We start from the raw sequence: 14198 nt of genomic DNA on the forward strand, positions 1-14198 counted from the left end.
CGCAACCCGATCATGTCACCAGCATCGCACGTGGTCGCGGTGCTGCGCGGCGCCGCCCGCCGCTACTGGCGACGACCGTCGAAGCGCCCGTCGAGGAGGTCGTTGACCCAGCGGTCGATCGTCGCGCTGGACGCTTCGATGTGCACGTGCGGGCCGGTCGAGTTGCCGGTGGCCCCCTGGTTGCCGAGGTCCTGCCCGTAAGCGACCTGTTGCCCGGCGCGCACGTCGACGCTCGACATGTGGAAGATGTAGACCAGCTGCCCCTCGTCGCCGCGCACCACCACGGCATTGCCGGCGTTGCCCATCGGGCCGGCCGACACCACGGTGCCGGCGATCGGCGACGGGATGGCCTGCTGCGTCTGCGACTGGCCGTTGCGGTGCAGCACCAGGTCGCGCACTTCCAGCGTCTGGCCGCCGCGCTGCGCGGTCTGGTAGTCGTGGTGCGGCTGCATCTGGCCGGGACCCTGTACCGCGATCGCCGGCGCGTTTCCGGTGCTGTACACGGTGTAGGGCGCGTAGGTCGGCACGTTGCCGGTAGGCGGCGCCTGCGGGGTCGGGGCGTCCGCGCCACCGCCCGGGGCCGACGCTCCGCCGCCGGGGATGCGCACCAGCTGCCCGGGATGGATCAGGTCGGGGTCGCGGATCTGCGGATTGGCGGCGAGCACCGCGTCCAGCGACACGCCGTTGCGCGCGGCGATGCCGGTCAGCGTGTCGCCGTTGCGCACGGTGACCTCGCCGCCGCCTCCCCCGCCGCCCGGCAGGTGCACGGTCTGGCCGGGATAGATCAGTCCGGGGTTGCGGATCTGCGGGTTGGCGGCGATCACGGCATCCAGCGATACACCGTTGCGCGTTGCGATCCCCGACAGGGTGTCGCCGCTGCGCACCGTGACACTCCCGCCCGGACCAGACGGCGAAGGCGCCGGTGCGGGCGCCTCGCCGCCGGGTGCGGGGGCTGGGCCGGTGTCGCGCGGCGGAGGCGCGTCGCCGTCGATGCGTGCGCGCACGAACGAGGTCGCCTCGCCGGCGGTGATGCGGCCGTCGCGATTGGTGTCCAGCGGGGAGTTCATGCGATACGCCGCGGTGCCGTCGCTGAAGAGCGTCGCGCCGGGATCCGGACGCGGGCTGCCGTACAGCACCGTGGTGTAGACCCCCTCGAGGGTGTTGAGCTCACCGGGGTCGGAGCGGTTGTTGAAGTAGCGCTCCACGTACTGCAGCTGCTCGGTGGCGCTCATCCGCGCCAGCGCGTCGGTGGATGTGCCCAGTTCGCGCGCGGTGTTGGGCATGAACTGGATCAGGCCGGTGGCACCGCTGCCCGCGCCGTTGCGCACGCCCGGGCTGAAGCTGCCCCCGGTCTCGAAGCTCATCACCGCCATCAGGTATTCCGGCTGCGTGCCAAGGCGCTGCGCCATCGCCTCGACCTGGCCGATGAACTCCGGCGTGACGTGGCGGTTGCCTTCGACGCCGCTGATGCGGTTGTAGTCGAAGCCGCCGGGGCTGTTGCGATCGCCGACGACGTTCTGGGTGTTCGCGGATACCGGGCCGACCATGCGGGTGCTCCTGTCTTCCGGGGCGCGTTGCCGCGCATGCGGTGATTACAGGCGCCGGCGGTCGTGCATGCCAGCTAGGTCGGACCCTATGACCGGCCGCACGCGGCATCGGCCGCGTGACAGGCCACACGGATCAGCCCTGGTAGTGCGACTCCACGTGCAGCGTGCCGAGGTTGCGTTCGGCAAAGCGCCGCGCGAGCTCGGGGCCGGCCTCGCGGATCGCGTCGTAGCTGGCGCGCGAGCGCACGTCGGCGCGCAGCACCCAGCCATCGTTGACGCGGGTCAGCAGCAGGTCGGTGCCGGGCAGCGTGGCGTCGGACATGCGCAGCAGGACCTGGCCATCGCCCGCCGCGTCGCGCGTGCCGTCGCCGATCGCGAGCTGGCGCACGTGGCGCTCGATCATGTCCATCACCGCGTTGCTGGCGCCCACCGGCGCCGGCATCGCCTGCGGCGCGTCACCGCGCAGCGCGTTCTGCGCCTGCCACAGCAACGCGGGGTCGAGGATGGTGGTGTCGGCCTGGTCGCCGCGGCCGGTGTCCTGGCGCTGCTCGTGGCCGTGGCCTTCGCGACCGCCAATGCGCAGGCCTTCGTCGACGCGTGCACCTTCTTCGGCGGATTCCGCGGTGGCGGTCGTTTCGGACTGCCCGCCCTTGCCGTTGTCGCGCACCTGGTCGAGGGCGTGGCGGAAACGCTCGATGTGCTCCGGCTGCGCCGGCGGGCGCACGTCGCGGGTGGCCTCGCTGCCTTCGCGGCTGCGCGCGGCATCCGAAGCCGAGGTCGAGCTGCTGCGTTCAATCGTCATGCCGTTCTCCTGTTCGCCTCAGGCGCCCGCCAGATGGCGTGCCTGCAGCAGGTCCTCGGTGGCGCTCTCTTCCTGGCGCGACTCGAACGCGGATTGTTCGCCGCGCCATACATCGCGACGCTTCTCCAGCGCGTCCACCCGCGCCTTGGCACGGAAGAACGCGGTGCGCGCGTCGGCCAGCGCGACCTCGGCCGCGCGCAGGATGTCCTGGGCCTTGAACAGGCGCTGGCGCGCGGCTTCGGCCTGCTCGCCGAGCAGGTCGATGTGCGCCTCGCGCTGCGCGAGTGCCGCGGGCCACGGCACCCCGGCCGGCGGCGCGTCGAGCATCCGCCCGCGCTGCTGGCGCTGCTCGAAGTCGAGCGCGATGATCTCGCCCTCCACGCTCAGGCAGGCGTCGCGACACGCCTGCGCCTCGCGCTGTCGCTCCAGCACCAGCTGGCGCGCGGCTTCGGTGCGGTGTTCGCGCAGGCGGATCAGCGTCTGCAGCGGATAACGCTTCATGCGAACAGCTTCCGCAACGCGTCCGCGGACTGCGCGAACGGCACCAGCTCGGTGGACGACTGCTGCAGCAGCTTGCGGATCGCGCCGATCTTCTCGATCGCGGCGTCGGCATCGGGATCGGTGCCGCGCTTGTATTCGCCCAGCTGGATCAGCAGCTCGATGTCCTGGTACTTCGCCAGCAGCTTGCGCAGCTGGCCGGCCGCGCGCTGGTGCGCACCGTCGACCACGCGCGGCATGGTGCGGCTGAGGCTGGTGAGCACGTCGATCGCCGGGTAGTGGTAGGCGGCGGCCAGCTTGCGCGACAGCACGATGTGGCCGTCGAGGATCGAGCGCACTTCCTCGACGATCGGGTCGCCGCCGTCCTCGTCCTCCGCCAGCACGGTGTAGAACGCGGTGATCGAGCCGATGTGGTTGTTGCCGGCGCGCTCGAACAGCCGCGGCAGCGCGCTGAACACCGACGGCGGAAAGCCCCGCCGCGCCGGCGGCTCGCCGACCGCCAGGCCAACGTCGCGCAGCGCGCGCGCGAAGCGGGTGACCGAATCGACCAGCAGCAGCACGCGCTTGCCCTGGTCGCGGAAGTGCTCGGCGATCGCGGTGCCCACCCAGGCGGCGCGGCTGCGCTCGAGCGCCGGCCGGTCGGAGGTGGCGACCACGACCACCGACTTGGCCAGGCCTTCGGGGCCGAGGTTGTCGTGGATGAACTCGTTGACCTCGCGGCCGCGCTCGCCGACCAGCACGATGATGTTGACGTCGGCATCGCCGCCGCGCGCCAGCATGCCGAGCAACGTACTTTTGCCGCCGCCGGCGACCGCGAAGATGCCGATGCGCTGGCCCTCGCCCGCGGTCATCGTGGTGTCGATGGCGCGCACGCCGGTGGAGAACGGGCGTTCGATCAGGTTGCGCGCGAGCGGATTGGGCGAGGCGGCGTAGATCGGCACCTCGTGGCTGGCACCGGTGGGGCCGAGATCATCGATGGCCTCGCCGTGGGCGTCGAGGATGCGGCCCAGCAGGCCGTCGCCGACCAGCACCGAAGCCTGGCGGCCGCTGGCATAGACCTCGGTGGTCGCGGACACGCCGTCGAGCGCGCCGAGCGGGGTGAGCAGCGTGTGCGACTTGGACACGCCGACGACTTCGGCCGCGAGGCGAAACGATGGATCGCCGTCGCCGCGCGCATTGCGCAGTTCGCACAGCTCGCCGATCGCGGCCTTGAGCCCGGTGGCGCGGATGAGCGTGCCGTAGGCCTCGGCGACGCGGCCGACGCGTTCGATCGACTGCACCTGCGCCAGGGCATGCAGCAAGGGATCATGTTCGCCGTTTGCCGCCAGGCCAGCCAGCGACTTTGCGGACCTGGCGGAATTCATGGCGCCGACCTCGCCGTGTGCGCGGCGCTGCCGGCGAGCGCGGCGCGGATCGCCTCGATCTGCTGCGCCACGCCGGCGCGGACCTCGCCGGCTTCGGACACCACCACGCAGCTGGTCGGCTCGAGGCTTGGATCGTCAACGAGTTCGATCACGCCGACCGCCGGGTGCGCCTGGCGCACCGCGCCCAGCCCGGCCGCGACGTCTTCGCGCACCGAAGGATGCACGCGGATCAGCAGGAACTGCTCGGCTTGCGCGGCTTCCACCGCCTGCAGCACCAACGGTGGCACCACGCTGCGCGCATCGAAGCCCGGCGCGATACGGTCGACGATCGCGCAGGCGAGCTCGGAAATGCGCCCCGAGGCCTCGCCCAGCACGCGGGCGCGACGCTCGTTGAGCGCGGCGAGCTGTTCGGTCATCTGTGATTCCGCCGCGGCCACGCCTGCCGCGTAGCCGGCGGCGTGGCCCTGTTCGCGGGCGGCCTCGATCTCGGCGCCAGCCTCGTCGTAGAGCGCGTTCACGCGTGCCAGCAGGGTGTCGAGTTCCTCCAGCCGCGCCCAGGCCTGGGCTGGCACCACGCTGGCACCCAGCGAACGCTCGAACTGGCGGCGTTCGAACACCCCCACGCCGGCGCCGGCACGCGCCCGTGGCGCAGCGTGTGCGGTCGTGGCATGGGCCGTGTTCGTGGCTGTGGCTGTGGCTGAAGCGTCTGCGCTCATCCGGGATCCTGTGGGCCGCGGTCAGGCGGCACGTGTGTCGTGGTGCGTGTAGACACGCAGCACCGGTTTTTCAGGCAGGTGCGCCGTGGGCGCCGGGCCGGGAGGATGCAGCAGCAGGCACCAGTCGGCGAGCGCGGGATCGCGGCGCCGCGCCCAGGCGACCAGTTCGGCGCGGCCCTGGGCGTCGAACAGCGCATGCATCGGTTGCGGATCGTCCGCGGCGGTGGACTCGGCGAGGGCGCGCGCAAAGCCGACTGCAAGCACCGCCTGCTGCGCACCTTCGATGTGTCCGTCCCACACGGTGCGGTCCAGCGCGAGCAGGTAGCCGTTGCCGAGCGCCGCCTTCAGCCGCCGCACCGGATCGCGACCGGTTTCCGCACGGATCGCAGGCGCGTGCGCCAGCACACCGATGTCGCGGACCAGCGCGGCCAGGCGCTGGCGCGGCCAGCGCGTGCGGGTCGTGTCCGGATGGCGCCCGGGATCCGGCGCGAACAGCGCCGCAGCCTGTCCCTGCGCCAGCCAGGCGGCCAGCATGCGGCGCCCCAGCGCACTGTCGCGCGCGTGCGCGGCAAGCTCCACATCAAGCACCGCGTCGCCGTCGGTGAGCCAGCCCGGCTCGATGTCCGCCAGCAGCGCACTGGAGGCCATGCCTCAGCCGTTCCAGACCTGGTCGGACGGCTTGGTGGGCTGCGTCGAGGCGCGGAGCCGCCCCCAGAACGCGACCAGCAGACCGAGCAGCACCACCACGGCGGCGGCGATGCCCAGCGTCAGCGGGTTGATCCCCGAGAGCGCGACCGCACCCTGGGCAGGACGCGCGGGCAGCGGCGGCGCGGACGCGAACTTCACCGTGACCTTGTTGATGTCGGTCAGGCCGGGCACCGCGTCCTTGATCAGCAGCTTGATGTCGGCTTCGCGGTCGCGGACGCTGGCGCCCGCCTGCTCGAAGATCGCCACCGACGCCGACGAATCCAGGCTGGACCCGCCCAGCGGATCGCGTTCGGCCAGGGTGACGTGCACGCGCGCGTCGACCACGCCCGGGAAGCGCGTCAGCGTGTCCGACAGTTCCTGTTGCAGGCTGCAGACCTCGCGTCCGCGTTCCTCGGTGGACGACGAGGCGAACCCTTCCTTCTTGAACACGTCGCAGGTGGTCGCGAACTGCGCGCGCGGCAGCCCGTGCGCGCCGAGGATCTGCATCGCATACGGGAAGTCCGACGCGGCGACGCGCACCTCCCACCCGGTCTTCGACGGCGACGGATTCTTGTCGGCATCGATGCCCGCGCCGATCAGCACGCCCATGATCTGGTTGGCCTGGCCCTCGTCGAGCTGGCTGTACAGCGGCTTGCCGCCACAGGCGGCGAGCAGCACGCCTGCCGCGATTGCGAACAGGGCCGCGCGCAACGCGCGCGGCCGGTCGTGGAACTTCATGCCATGCCCCCTGGGTCAGCCCTGCTGCCGGAACAGCTGCTGGATGCCGTCCGAGGTGCGGTTGGCGACGTTCGACGTCATTTCCGCCTGGAACAGGAACTGATGGCACTTCATGGTCATTTCCATCATCTGTCCGGGCGTGAGCTCGGCGATGTTGCCGCTCATGGTCTGCGAGAGCGCGTTGATGTTGGCGGCGCCGGTGTTGAGGTTGTCGATGGCGGCGATCAGCGCGCGCGTGCCCTCGGACGCCTGTGTCGGCGGCAGTTCCACCGGCGTTGCCTGCTGCTGCGGCTGCACGCCGCCGGTGCGCTCGAGCGACGCGGCGAAATCGCGCACGTCGTAGGGCGTGGCCGTGGCCTGGCCACCGCCCGCGGACGCGCCGGCATTGCCGGCCGCCTGCATCGGGTCCATGGCCGCCACCTGGATGGCTTCGATCATTTCCGTCTCCTGTTGGGCTGCATTCCCGGGAACCGGCCGCGGTGGCGGAGCCACCGGCGGCGCGAGCCCGGATGCCACGGTTACTGGCGCTTGCCCAGCGTTTCCAGCGCCTGGCCGACGCTGTTCTGCGAGGTGGCGGCGTTGTTGGACATGAACTGCATCTTCAGGCTGGCCGCGGTCAGCTGCACCATCGAGGACGGCTGGTCATCGCCACCGCTGATGTTGGCCGACATGTCGGTGATCACGGATGCCTGCGAGTCCAGGGTCTGGCCCCAGGCACGCGACATCGCCTCGTACCAGCTGCCGCGATCGCCTGCCGAAGCTCCACCACGGATGCCGCCTGCGCCGCCGGTGACGGCCGCGCCTGCGATGAACTGCCCGATTCCTGCATTTCCGGTGACGTTGGTCATGGTTCTCTCTCCTCTCTCTTGATCTGTGCTGCGTTGGATTGCGGATGGATCGGGCCGGCCTTCCCAGGGGCCGTCCCGTGATTCACATGCGGAGTGGCGTTACCTCGCCGCGCACGTTCGAGAAATCCTTCGGCTCGGCCGCGTCGTCTTCCGGCCGCGGCGCCGCCTCGACCGCGAGCTTTTCCAGCCCGCCATCGGCGCGCAGCGCATGCGCGCTGTTTTCGGTGATCGACACCAGCGTGCCGATGCCGGGCAGTTCCGCGCCGACCGGATACTTGTCGCCCTTGCCGGACAGCACGTGCGGATCGGCACCGCGGACGATGGCGGCGACGCGGATGCGCACCGGCTTCGCCGCCGCGGCCGGCGCGCGCGCGGTCGCGCTGCTTTCGGCCATGTTCACCGGGATCACGCGGGTGACGCCCTTGACCTCGCGCATGGCGCGCGAGAACGACGCGGCGCGCAGCGCGGCCTCGTCCTCGAAGCGGCCGCTCACTTCGACATCGCCGTTGCCCAGGTAGCGCGTGCGCGCGGTGATGCCCTGGCCGCGGAGGATTTCGCTGACGTCGCCGGCGATGTCGTCGCCGGTGCGCAGCTCGAGCTTGGCATCGATGTTGTCGTCGGCGATGCGCCGCGCGATGCGCTCGCGCGTGGCGGCGTCGGGCACGGTGCCTGTGAGCACCAGCCCGCCCTGGAAGTCGACGTTGGCGCGGCCGTCGTCGATGCCGTACTCGGGCACCAGGCGCTGCAGCTGCTCGCGAGGATCCGGCGCCGCCGGCTTGGACGGCATGACGGCGGCGAAGATGGCCAGCGAAACCAGCGACAGCACGGCCACCGCGGCGACGGCGGGCAGGCGCCGCAGGTACGGGGTGACCGCCGGCGTGGGCGCCGCGCGCGGACCCGGGCCGCCGGGCACCAGCAGCTCCCAGGCGGGATCGTCTTCCGCGCCGAATGCGATCGCCGCGTCGCCCAGGCCAACGCGCTGCACGCGGTCGAGTTCGACCGGATCACCCGGGTGGACCATGGTGGTGCCGACGTGCAGCGGCGCGTCCAGCGCGCGCAGCGAGAACACGCCATCGACCAGGCTGAGCAACGCGTGGTGGCTGGCGACACCGGCATCGGCAAGCACCATGTCGCAATCGTCGCCACTGCCGACGAGGATCATCTCGCGCAGCCCGAGTGGACGCACCGCGCCTGCATGCAGGCCCGAGACCACGCGCAGCACGTTGCCCGCTGGGCTTGTCTCCGACTGGTTGTCCCTTGCCACGCTCATGGATCCTCCCTTTGCCCCATCCTGCAATTGCATCGTTACCCGGCGGTGAAGTGCCCCGGGGTCATGCGTTGATCTGGCCGGCCTGCACGATGCGCAGGTCGGGTGCGAGTTCCTGGTACGACAGCACCGGCAGTTCGAAGAAATCGACTTCCATCAGCTTGCGCAGGTGGCGGCGCACATCGAGCGAGCACAGCAGCACCGGCTGCACGCCCGCCGCCTGCCGCGCGAGGTGTGCGCGCACTTCGTTGCCGAGCCGCGCCGCGAGTTCGGGCGAAATGGCCAGCTGGCTCGCGCCGCCGGCCACGCGCACCGACTGGCGCAGCTTGTCCTCGAGCTCCGGATGGATCAGCAGCACGTGCAGCGTGCGTTCGGCGTCGGCATGGCGCTCGGCGATCTCGCGCTTCAGGGCGACCCGCACGTACTCGGTGAGCAGCACCACGTCCTTCTCGCGGCCACCGACATCGGTGATCGCCTCGAACACGTCGCGCAGGTTGCGCACCGGCACGCCCTCTTCGGCCAGCCGGCGCAGCACGTCGGCGACGCGCTGCGGAGCGACCACGCGCAGCATCTCCTTGACCAGGTCGGGGTAGTCGCGCTGCATGCGCGCGAACAGGTTGGCCGTCTCCTGGATCCCGATGAAGCCACCCAGCCGACGCTGCAGCGCGGCACGGCAGTGCGTGGCCAGCACCTCCTCGGGTGCCACGGCGCCTGCCTCGCCGCGCACGACCCAGTCGCCGGCGAGTGCCGGGAAGAAGCCGGGCTGGCGGTTGCCGTCGGTGGCCACGGCCGCCTGGCGGAAATCCTGGTCGACGCGCAGCTGGCCCACGGCCAGGCGCGCGCCGAACGCGGTCAGGCGGTACTCGCCATGTTCAAGCGCTTCCGAGATGCGCAGCTGCGGCACCGGTACGGGCACGCCGTATTCCTCGCGCATGCGCTGCGCCACGCTCGCGACCCGCGCCAACAGCGCGTCCTTGCCGGTCGCCGCAAGCAGCGCCGGCGACAGCTCGAGCTGCAGCGGCGCGGGCGGCGCGAGGTCGTCGACCGGCGGCAGGCGGTCGGCTTCGGCGACCTCGTCCTCCGGCACGCGGAACGCGCGGCGCAGGACCACGAACCCGTGGCGGTAGCGCCATGCGCTGATGCCGAGCAGCGACACGCCGAGCGCCGCGAACACCATCTTCGGGAAGCCCGGCACCAGGGTCATGAGCAGTGCGAGCAGCCCGGTGATCAGCAGCACGCGCGGCTGGCCGCTGACCTGGCGGGTGATGGCGTCGCCGAGATGGCGGTCGTCGACCTCGCCGGTGGTGCGCGTGACCACCAGGCCCGCCGCAATGGTGGCGAGGATGGCCGGGATCTGCGAGACCAGGCCGTCGCCGATGGTCAGGATGCTGTAGGTCCGCGTGGCATCGGCCAGCGACATGTCACGCTGCATGACGCCGATCGCCAGGCCGCCGAGCAGGTTGATGATGATGATGACGATGCCGGCGATCGCGTCGCCCTTGACGAATTTCATGGCGCCGTCGAGCGCGCCGTGCAGCTGGCTCTCGGACTCGAGCAGGCGCCGGCGGCGCTTGGCTTCGTCCTTGTCCATCAGGCCGGAACGCAGGTCGGAGTCGATCGACAGCTGCTTGCCGGGCATGGCGTCGAGGGTGAAGCGCGCGGCGACTTCGGCCACGCGTTCGGCGCCCTTGGCGATGACGATGAACTGCACCACCGTGATGATCATGAAGACCACCAGCCCGACCACCAGGTTGCCGCCCGCCACCAGGCTGCCGAAGGTCTCGACGATGTGGCCGCCCTCGGCATCGAGCAGGATCGAGCGGGTGATGGCGATCGACAGCGCGAGGCGAAACAGCGTGGTCAGCAGCAGCACGCTCGGGAAGCTCGAGAACGCGACCGGCGTGGGGATGTAGATCGCCAGCAGCAGCAGGCCGAAGCCGATGGAGATGTTGACCGCGACCAGCGCATCGATCACCACCAGCGGCAGCGGCAGGATCATCACGCTGATGATCATCACCGCCGCGAACGCCAGGATGATGTCGCTGTAGCCGAGCTTGACCCGCGGGCCTGCATTGCCCGGCGTGGCGAACAGCGTGCCGATCAGCGCACGCATGTGGTGGCGCCCTTCGCGCAGCGCGCAGCCGGCGTGCAAATGCCGCGCCGCTGTCCGCTGTTATCGATGCCTCGCGCTCGCCACATCACCCTGACCCCACGCGTCACTTTGTGGCAAATTACGATAGTCTCGCCACAAGAGCAACGCAGGAAATATTGCAGGGCGCAAGTGCGAACTGCGCATTGCGGATTCAGGGATGTGAGCGCAAGTGGCTGTAATTCAGGCGTAATTTTGCATTCACGGAAATTTCGCCGCGGCAATGCATCACTTGAGCGGTGTGTGTGTTCCGGACGCAGGCGTGGCTGGCGCGACATCGTCGGCATGCAGTTCGGTGACGAAGTTCACGCTTTGCGCACTCACGCCAATCGTGAATACGCGACCGGAGCGCAGCTTCACCAGCACCAGGCGTTCACGCGGCCCGAGCGGCAGGATTTGCAGGATCGACAAGGGGGCATCGGGACCGGTGAGGCCATAGCGCCGACGGAGCAGGCGCAGCACCACCAGCAGGCCCACGATGATGAAGGCCAGGGGCAGCAGGATGGCCATCAACTCGGCGCCGAAGGACGAGGCGGCGGGCGCGGCATCGGCAACCACGGGCTCGGCCGACATGGCACGGCCACAGGCGAGGGACAGGATGGCGGGTATGGCAGTCAGCGATCGCTTGGACATGGCGGAATGGATGAGCCTGGGGGTTCGCGCGGGCCGCGCGGCGCCAGCCTACAACAGCGCGCATGCCTGCCAGCGCCGCGGGATGCGCAGGCGATGACGGCAGCGCGCGTCCGCGGCCGCGTCGCCGCTGACGCCTTGCCCGTCGACAGCGATGGCGCGACCGTCGCGGTGGCTGCGCTGCTCGAGGCGATCCCGGTGCCGTGCGCCGCCTTCGCGCGCGGCGACGGGCGGCTGGTCGCCAGCAACCGCCGCTACCGTGACGCGTTCAGCGAACTGCCGGGCCATGTCGATCGCGCGCGCCTGCTGGCGACACTGGGCGATGGCGGCGGCGACGCCGGCGACCCGGACGCGCCCCGCGAAGTCCACGCCACGCACAGCAACCGCTGGTACGCGCTGCACTGGGGCGAGTCGGATGCCGGCGGCCAGCCGCTGTCGCTGCTGACCGCGGTCGACATCAGCGCGCGCATCGAGGCGCTCGACTCGCACAAGAGCCGCCAGGAGAAGCTGCTCTTCACTTCCCGGCTGATGTCGGTGGGCGAGATGGCGGCGATGCTCGCGCACGAGCTCAACCAGCCGCTGGCCGCGATCGTGAACTACTTGAACGGCAGCCTGCGCCTGGTCGACCAGGCCGGCGGGCCGGTGCAGGTCGAACGCGCCCTGCTCGCCGCGCGCACCCAGGCCGAGCACGCCGCCGCTGTGATCTCGCGCGTGCGCGAGTTCATCCGCGCCCGCGAGCCGCGGCGCGATGCGCGTGACATGGCGCAGATCACCAACACCGTGCTCGAACTGCTGCGCCTGGAGGCCGAACGCCAGCAGCTGCGGATCGAGCTGGCGCTGGCCCACGACCTGCCGGCGGTCTACGCGGACCGGGTGATGGTCGAACAGGTGCTGCTGAACCTGGTCAAGAACGCCATCGAGGCGATGCGCGAGGTACCGCCGGCGAAGCGCGGACTGCGCATCGAGGGCCGCGTGAACCTCGACGGCGAGGTCGAGGTGCGCGTTTGCGACCGTGGCGAAGGCCTCAGCGCGGAGCAGGGCCAGCAGCTGTTCTCGCCGTTCTTCACCACCAAGAGCGATGGCCTGGGCATCGGCCTGGCCATCTGCCGCTCGATTATCGAATACCACGAGGGGCGGCTGTTCTTCGAGCCGCGCGAAGGCGGTGGCAGCGTGTTCGGCTTCACGCTGCCGACCGCGGACGGAAGGGGATAGGGATGCCGGCTACGCGCGTTTACCTGGTCGACGACAACGACGGCTTCCGCGATTCCACCGCCTGGCTGCTCGAGACCTCGGGCTTCGAAGTGCTGCCGTTCGCGTCCGGCGCCGCATTCCTGGCGGCCTATGCCGGCAATCGCCACGGCGATGTCGCCGAGTGCCTGGTCTCCGACATCCGCATGCCGGAAATGAGCGGCCTGCAGCTGCAGGACGAACTCATCCGCCGCGGCATCCACCTGCCGCTGGTGTTCGTGACCGCGCACGGCGACGTGCCGCTGGCGGTGGAGGCGATGCGCAAGGGCGCGTCGAACTTCCTCGAGAAGCCGTTCAGCGAGGAGGCGCTGGTGGATGCGTTGCGCACCGCATTTGCCCGGGCACGCAGCCGCGGCAACGGCGGCGGCGCGATGGCCGGCGAACTGCTCGCCCGCCTCAGCCCGCGCGAACGCCAGGTGCTCGACCTGGTGGTGGCCAGCAAGCCGAACAAGATCATCGCCGACATCCTCGGCATCAGCATCAAGACCGTTGAACTGCACAGGGCGAACATGATGGGAAAGCTGGGCGTGCGCTCCGTGCCGGAGCTGATGAAGGTGGCGCTTGGCCACGGTTGAGCGCGACGCGCGCAAGGGCCGCGCGCGCAGCGACAAGGACAAGGTCGCCTCCGCGCCGCCAGCCGCAGTGGAGGCGCGGTCAGCGCGCGGCGTGCTGCCCACCGTGGAAGCGCCGGTGGCCGAGGCACTGCGTGGCTTCTTCGCCGAGCCGCGCTGGTGGATGCTGGCCGACCGCAGCGCGGTGCAGGTGGCCTGCGCGCGCGCGCCGAGTGCCGCGTTCGAGATCGACGCCGAAGGCACGCGACTGGCGCTGCACGTGGATGGCGCCGCGGGCGATCCCGATGAGGGACGGCTGCGCTGGAGCGACCGCAGCGGCCGCGCGCGCGTGCTCGCCTGGAGCCTGGCGCACGAATCGCTGCTGATGCGCTTGAGCGAATGGCTGGGCGTGTCCCTGCTGCCGGTGGTCGACGCGGCCGAGGGTGGCGACGCCGCCGCGGCACTGGCCACGCCCGGTCTCTGGCTCGACGTTGCCATCGAGGACGACGTTCCCCTGCCGGATGGCGACGTACCCGCACCGCCGCCGGCACGCGCCAGCGCGCGCCTCTGGCTGCCGGCGGACTGGTTGCATCGCCTGGCCGCGCGCGCCGAACCGGCGCACGCCGAGGATCCGCCGAAAGGTGCCGGCCGCTGGCGCGCGCTGCCGGTCGCCGTGTCGCTGCTGCTCGCAGCGCCCCCGCTCTCCGCCGGCGACTGGCGCGCGTTGCGCCCGGGCGACGTGATCGTCGCCGGCCGCAGCAGCCTGCCCAACCTCATCGCGCGCGCCGCCGGCCAGGACTGGCCGCTGGCGTCCGCCGCGGGCGGCTGGTCCGTGCGCGGCGCACCCACCCCGACTTCCATCTTCCACGAGGACAACACCATGACCGACCACGAGGCCAGCCCGACGGCGACCGACGCCGCGCCAGCCGACCCCGCGCGTCGCCTGCCGGTGCGCCTGGAATTCGAACTCGGCCGCACCGAACTGAGCGTGGGCGAACTCGCCGACCTGCAGCCCGGCTACGTCTTCCCGCTCGCCACCGCGCTCGAAGGCGCCAACGTCGCGATCCGCGCCAACGGCCGCGACGTGGGCCGCGGCGAACTGGTCGCCGTCGGCGACACCCTCGGCGTGCGCCTGGTGTCCTGGAGCTGACCC

At 71.1% G+C, this 14198-nt stretch carries 15 protein-coding genes; 3 read left to right on the forward strand and 12 right to left on the reverse strand.

The annotated features are described in order from the left end of the window. Positions 1-62 precede the first annotated feature (62 nt). From JGR64_RS13195 to JGR64_RS13250, 12 genes are all read right to left on the reverse strand, one after another. Positions 63-1547, reverse strand: coding sequence for a LysM peptidoglycan-binding domain-containing protein (locus tag JGR64_RS13195; protein ID WP_199373990.1), 1485 nt, complete (start codon positions 1545-1547; stop codon positions 63-65). A gap of 133 nt (positions 1548-1680) precedes the next feature. After that, complete coding sequence (locus JGR64_RS13200; protein WP_199373991.1) at positions 1681-2349, reverse strand: hypothetical protein; 669 nt, start codon at positions 2347-2349, stop codon at positions 1681-1683. 18 nt (positions 2350-2367) lie between these two features. Continuing rightward, entirely contained in the window at positions 2368-2850 is a 483-nt protein-coding gene (locus tag JGR64_RS13205) for a hypothetical protein (protein ID WP_199373993.1), read from the reverse strand. Continuing rightward, positions 2847-4211, reverse strand: a complete 1365-nt coding sequence (locus JGR64_RS13210) for a FliI/YscN family ATPase (RefSeq protein ID WP_199373995.1) — start codon at positions 4209-4211, stop codon at positions 2847-2849. The genes JGR64_RS13205 and JGR64_RS13210 overlap by 4 nt, the downstream gene beginning before the upstream one ends. Continuing rightward, positions 4208-4828: a FliH/SctL family protein gene (locus tag JGR64_RS13215; RefSeq protein ID WP_199373997.1), complete on the reverse strand. Its 621-nt coding sequence runs from the start codon at positions 4826-4828 to the stop codon at positions 4208-4210. Before JGR64_RS13215 ends, JGR64_RS13210 begins: the two co-directional genes overlap by 4 nt. 120 nt (positions 4829-4948) lie before the next feature. Further along, the gene (locus JGR64_RS13220) at positions 4949-5575 is read right to left on the reverse strand and encodes a hypothetical protein (protein WP_199373998.1); all 627 of its coding nucleotides are present in this window, start codon (positions 5573-5575) and stop codon (positions 4949-4951) included. A 3-nt stretch (positions 5576-5578) separates the two neighbouring features. Continuing rightward, a complete protein-coding gene (locus JGR64_RS13225) occupies positions 5579-6352 on the reverse strand; it encodes a hypothetical protein (protein WP_199374000.1) in 774 nt (257 codons plus the stop codon). Between the two features lie 15 nt (positions 6353-6367). After that, on the reverse strand, positions 6368-6790 hold the full coding sequence (locus JGR64_RS13230; RefSeq protein WP_199374002.1) for a hypothetical protein: 423 nt from the start codon (positions 6788-6790) through the stop codon (positions 6368-6370). Between the two features lie 80 nt (positions 6791-6870). Next, on the reverse strand, positions 6871-7200 hold the full coding sequence (locus JGR64_RS13235; protein WP_199374003.1) for a hypothetical protein: 330 nt from the start codon (positions 7198-7200) through the stop codon (positions 6871-6873). Positions 7201-7282: 82 nt separating this feature from the next. After that, entirely contained in the window at positions 7283-8470 is a 1188-nt protein-coding gene (locus tag JGR64_RS13240) for an FHA domain-containing protein (RefSeq protein ID WP_199374006.1), read from the reverse strand. A 61-nt stretch (positions 8471-8531) separates the two neighbouring features. Next, the gene (sctV, locus tag JGR64_RS13245) at positions 8532-10580 is read right to left on the reverse strand and encodes a type III secretion system export apparatus subunit SctV (RefSeq protein ID WP_199374017.1); all 2049 of its coding nucleotides are present in this window, start codon (positions 10578-10580) and stop codon (positions 8532-8534) included. Positions 10581-10844: 264 nt separating this feature from the next. Beyond that, positions 10845-11249 carry a flagellar biosynthetic protein FliO gene (locus JGR64_RS13250; protein WP_199374019.1) on the reverse strand — a complete coding sequence of 135 codons (405 nt, stop codon included), beginning with the start codon at positions 11247-11249 and terminating at the stop codon, positions 10845-10847. A gap of 93 nt (positions 11250-11342) precedes the next feature. Here JGR64_RS13250 and JGR64_RS13255 point away from each other — a divergent pair, with 93 nt between their 5' ends. From JGR64_RS13255 to sctQ, 3 genes are read left to right on the forward strand one after another with little or no spacing between them, the layout of a single operon-like run. Continuing rightward, on the forward strand, positions 11343-12458 hold the full coding sequence (locus JGR64_RS13255; RefSeq protein ID WP_199374026.1) for an ATP-binding protein: 1116 nt from the start codon (positions 11343-11345) through the stop codon (positions 12456-12458). A 2-nt stretch (positions 12459-12460) separates the two neighbouring features. Continuing rightward, on the forward strand, positions 12461-13069 hold the full coding sequence (locus JGR64_RS13260; RefSeq protein ID WP_199374028.1) for a response regulator: 609 nt from the start codon (positions 12461-12463) through the stop codon (positions 13067-13069). Next, positions 13056-14195, forward strand: coding sequence for a type III secretion system cytoplasmic ring protein SctQ (gene sctQ, locus JGR64_RS13265; RefSeq protein WP_199374029.1), 1140 nt, complete (start codon positions 13056-13058; stop codon positions 14193-14195). Before JGR64_RS13260 ends, sctQ begins: the two co-directional genes overlap by 14 nt. The last annotated feature ends 3 nt before the right edge of the window (positions 14196-14198 follow it).

The sequence above is a fragment of the Luteimonas sp. MC1572 genome (assembly GCF_016615815.1).
Lineage (GTDB): Bacteria > Pseudomonadota > Gammaproteobacteria > Xanthomonadales > Xanthomonadaceae > Luteimonas.

What these genes read in the sequence shown, in the direction of transcription:
- JGR64_RS13220 (WP_199373998.1), bottom strand. Translation starts at nt 5,575, where the DNA reads ATGGCCTCCAGTGCGCTGCTGGCGGACATCGAGCCGGGCTGGCTCACC.
- JGR64_RS13210 (WP_199373995.1), bottom strand. Translation starts at nt 4,211, where the DNA reads ATGAATTCCGCCAGGTCCGCAAAGTCGCTGGCTGGCCTGGCGGCAAAC.
- JGR64_RS13250 (WP_199374019.1), bottom strand. Translation starts at nt 11,249, where the DNA reads ATGTCCAAGCGATCGCTGACTGCCATACCCGCCATCCTGTCCCTCGCC.
- JGR64_RS13240 (WP_199374006.1), bottom strand. Translation starts at nt 8,470, where the DNA reads ATGAGCGTGGCAAGGGACAACCAGTCGGAGACAAGCCCAGCGGGCAAC.
- JGR64_RS13195 (WP_199373990.1), bottom strand. Translation starts at nt 1,547, where the DNA reads ATGGTCGGCCCGGTATCCGCGAACACCCAGAACGTCGTCGGCGATCGC.
- JGR64_RS13200 (WP_199373991.1), bottom strand. Translation starts at nt 2,349, where the DNA reads ATGACGATTGAACGCAGCAGCTCGACCTCGGCTTCGGATGCCGCGCGC.
- JGR64_RS13225 (WP_199374000.1), bottom strand. Translation starts at nt 6,352, where the DNA reads ATGAAGTTCCACGACCGGCCGCGCGCGTTGCGCGCGGCCCTGTTCGCA.
- JGR64_RS13205 (WP_199373993.1), bottom strand. Translation starts at nt 2,850, where the DNA reads ATGAAGCGTTATCCGCTGCAGACGCTGATCCGCCTGCGCGAACACCGC.
- JGR64_RS13235 (WP_199374003.1), bottom strand. Translation starts at nt 7,200, where the DNA reads ATGACCAACGTCACCGGAAATGCAGGAATCGGGCAGTTCATCGCAGGC.
- sctV (WP_199374017.1), bottom strand. Translation starts at nt 10,580, where the DNA reads ATGCGTGCGCTGATCGGCACGCTGTTCGCCACGCCGGGCAATGCAGGC.
- JGR64_RS13230 (WP_199374002.1), bottom strand. Translation starts at nt 6,790, where the DNA reads ATGATCGAAGCCATCCAGGTGGCGGCCATGGACCCGATGCAGGCGGCC.
- JGR64_RS13260 (WP_199374028.1), top strand. Translation starts at nt 12,461, where the DNA reads ATGCCGGCTACGCGCGTTTACCTGGTCGACGACAACGACGGCTTCCGC.
- JGR64_RS13255 (WP_199374026.1), top strand. Translation starts at nt 11,343, where the DNA reads ATGACGGCAGCGCGCGTCCGCGGCCGCGTCGCCGCTGACGCCTTGCCC.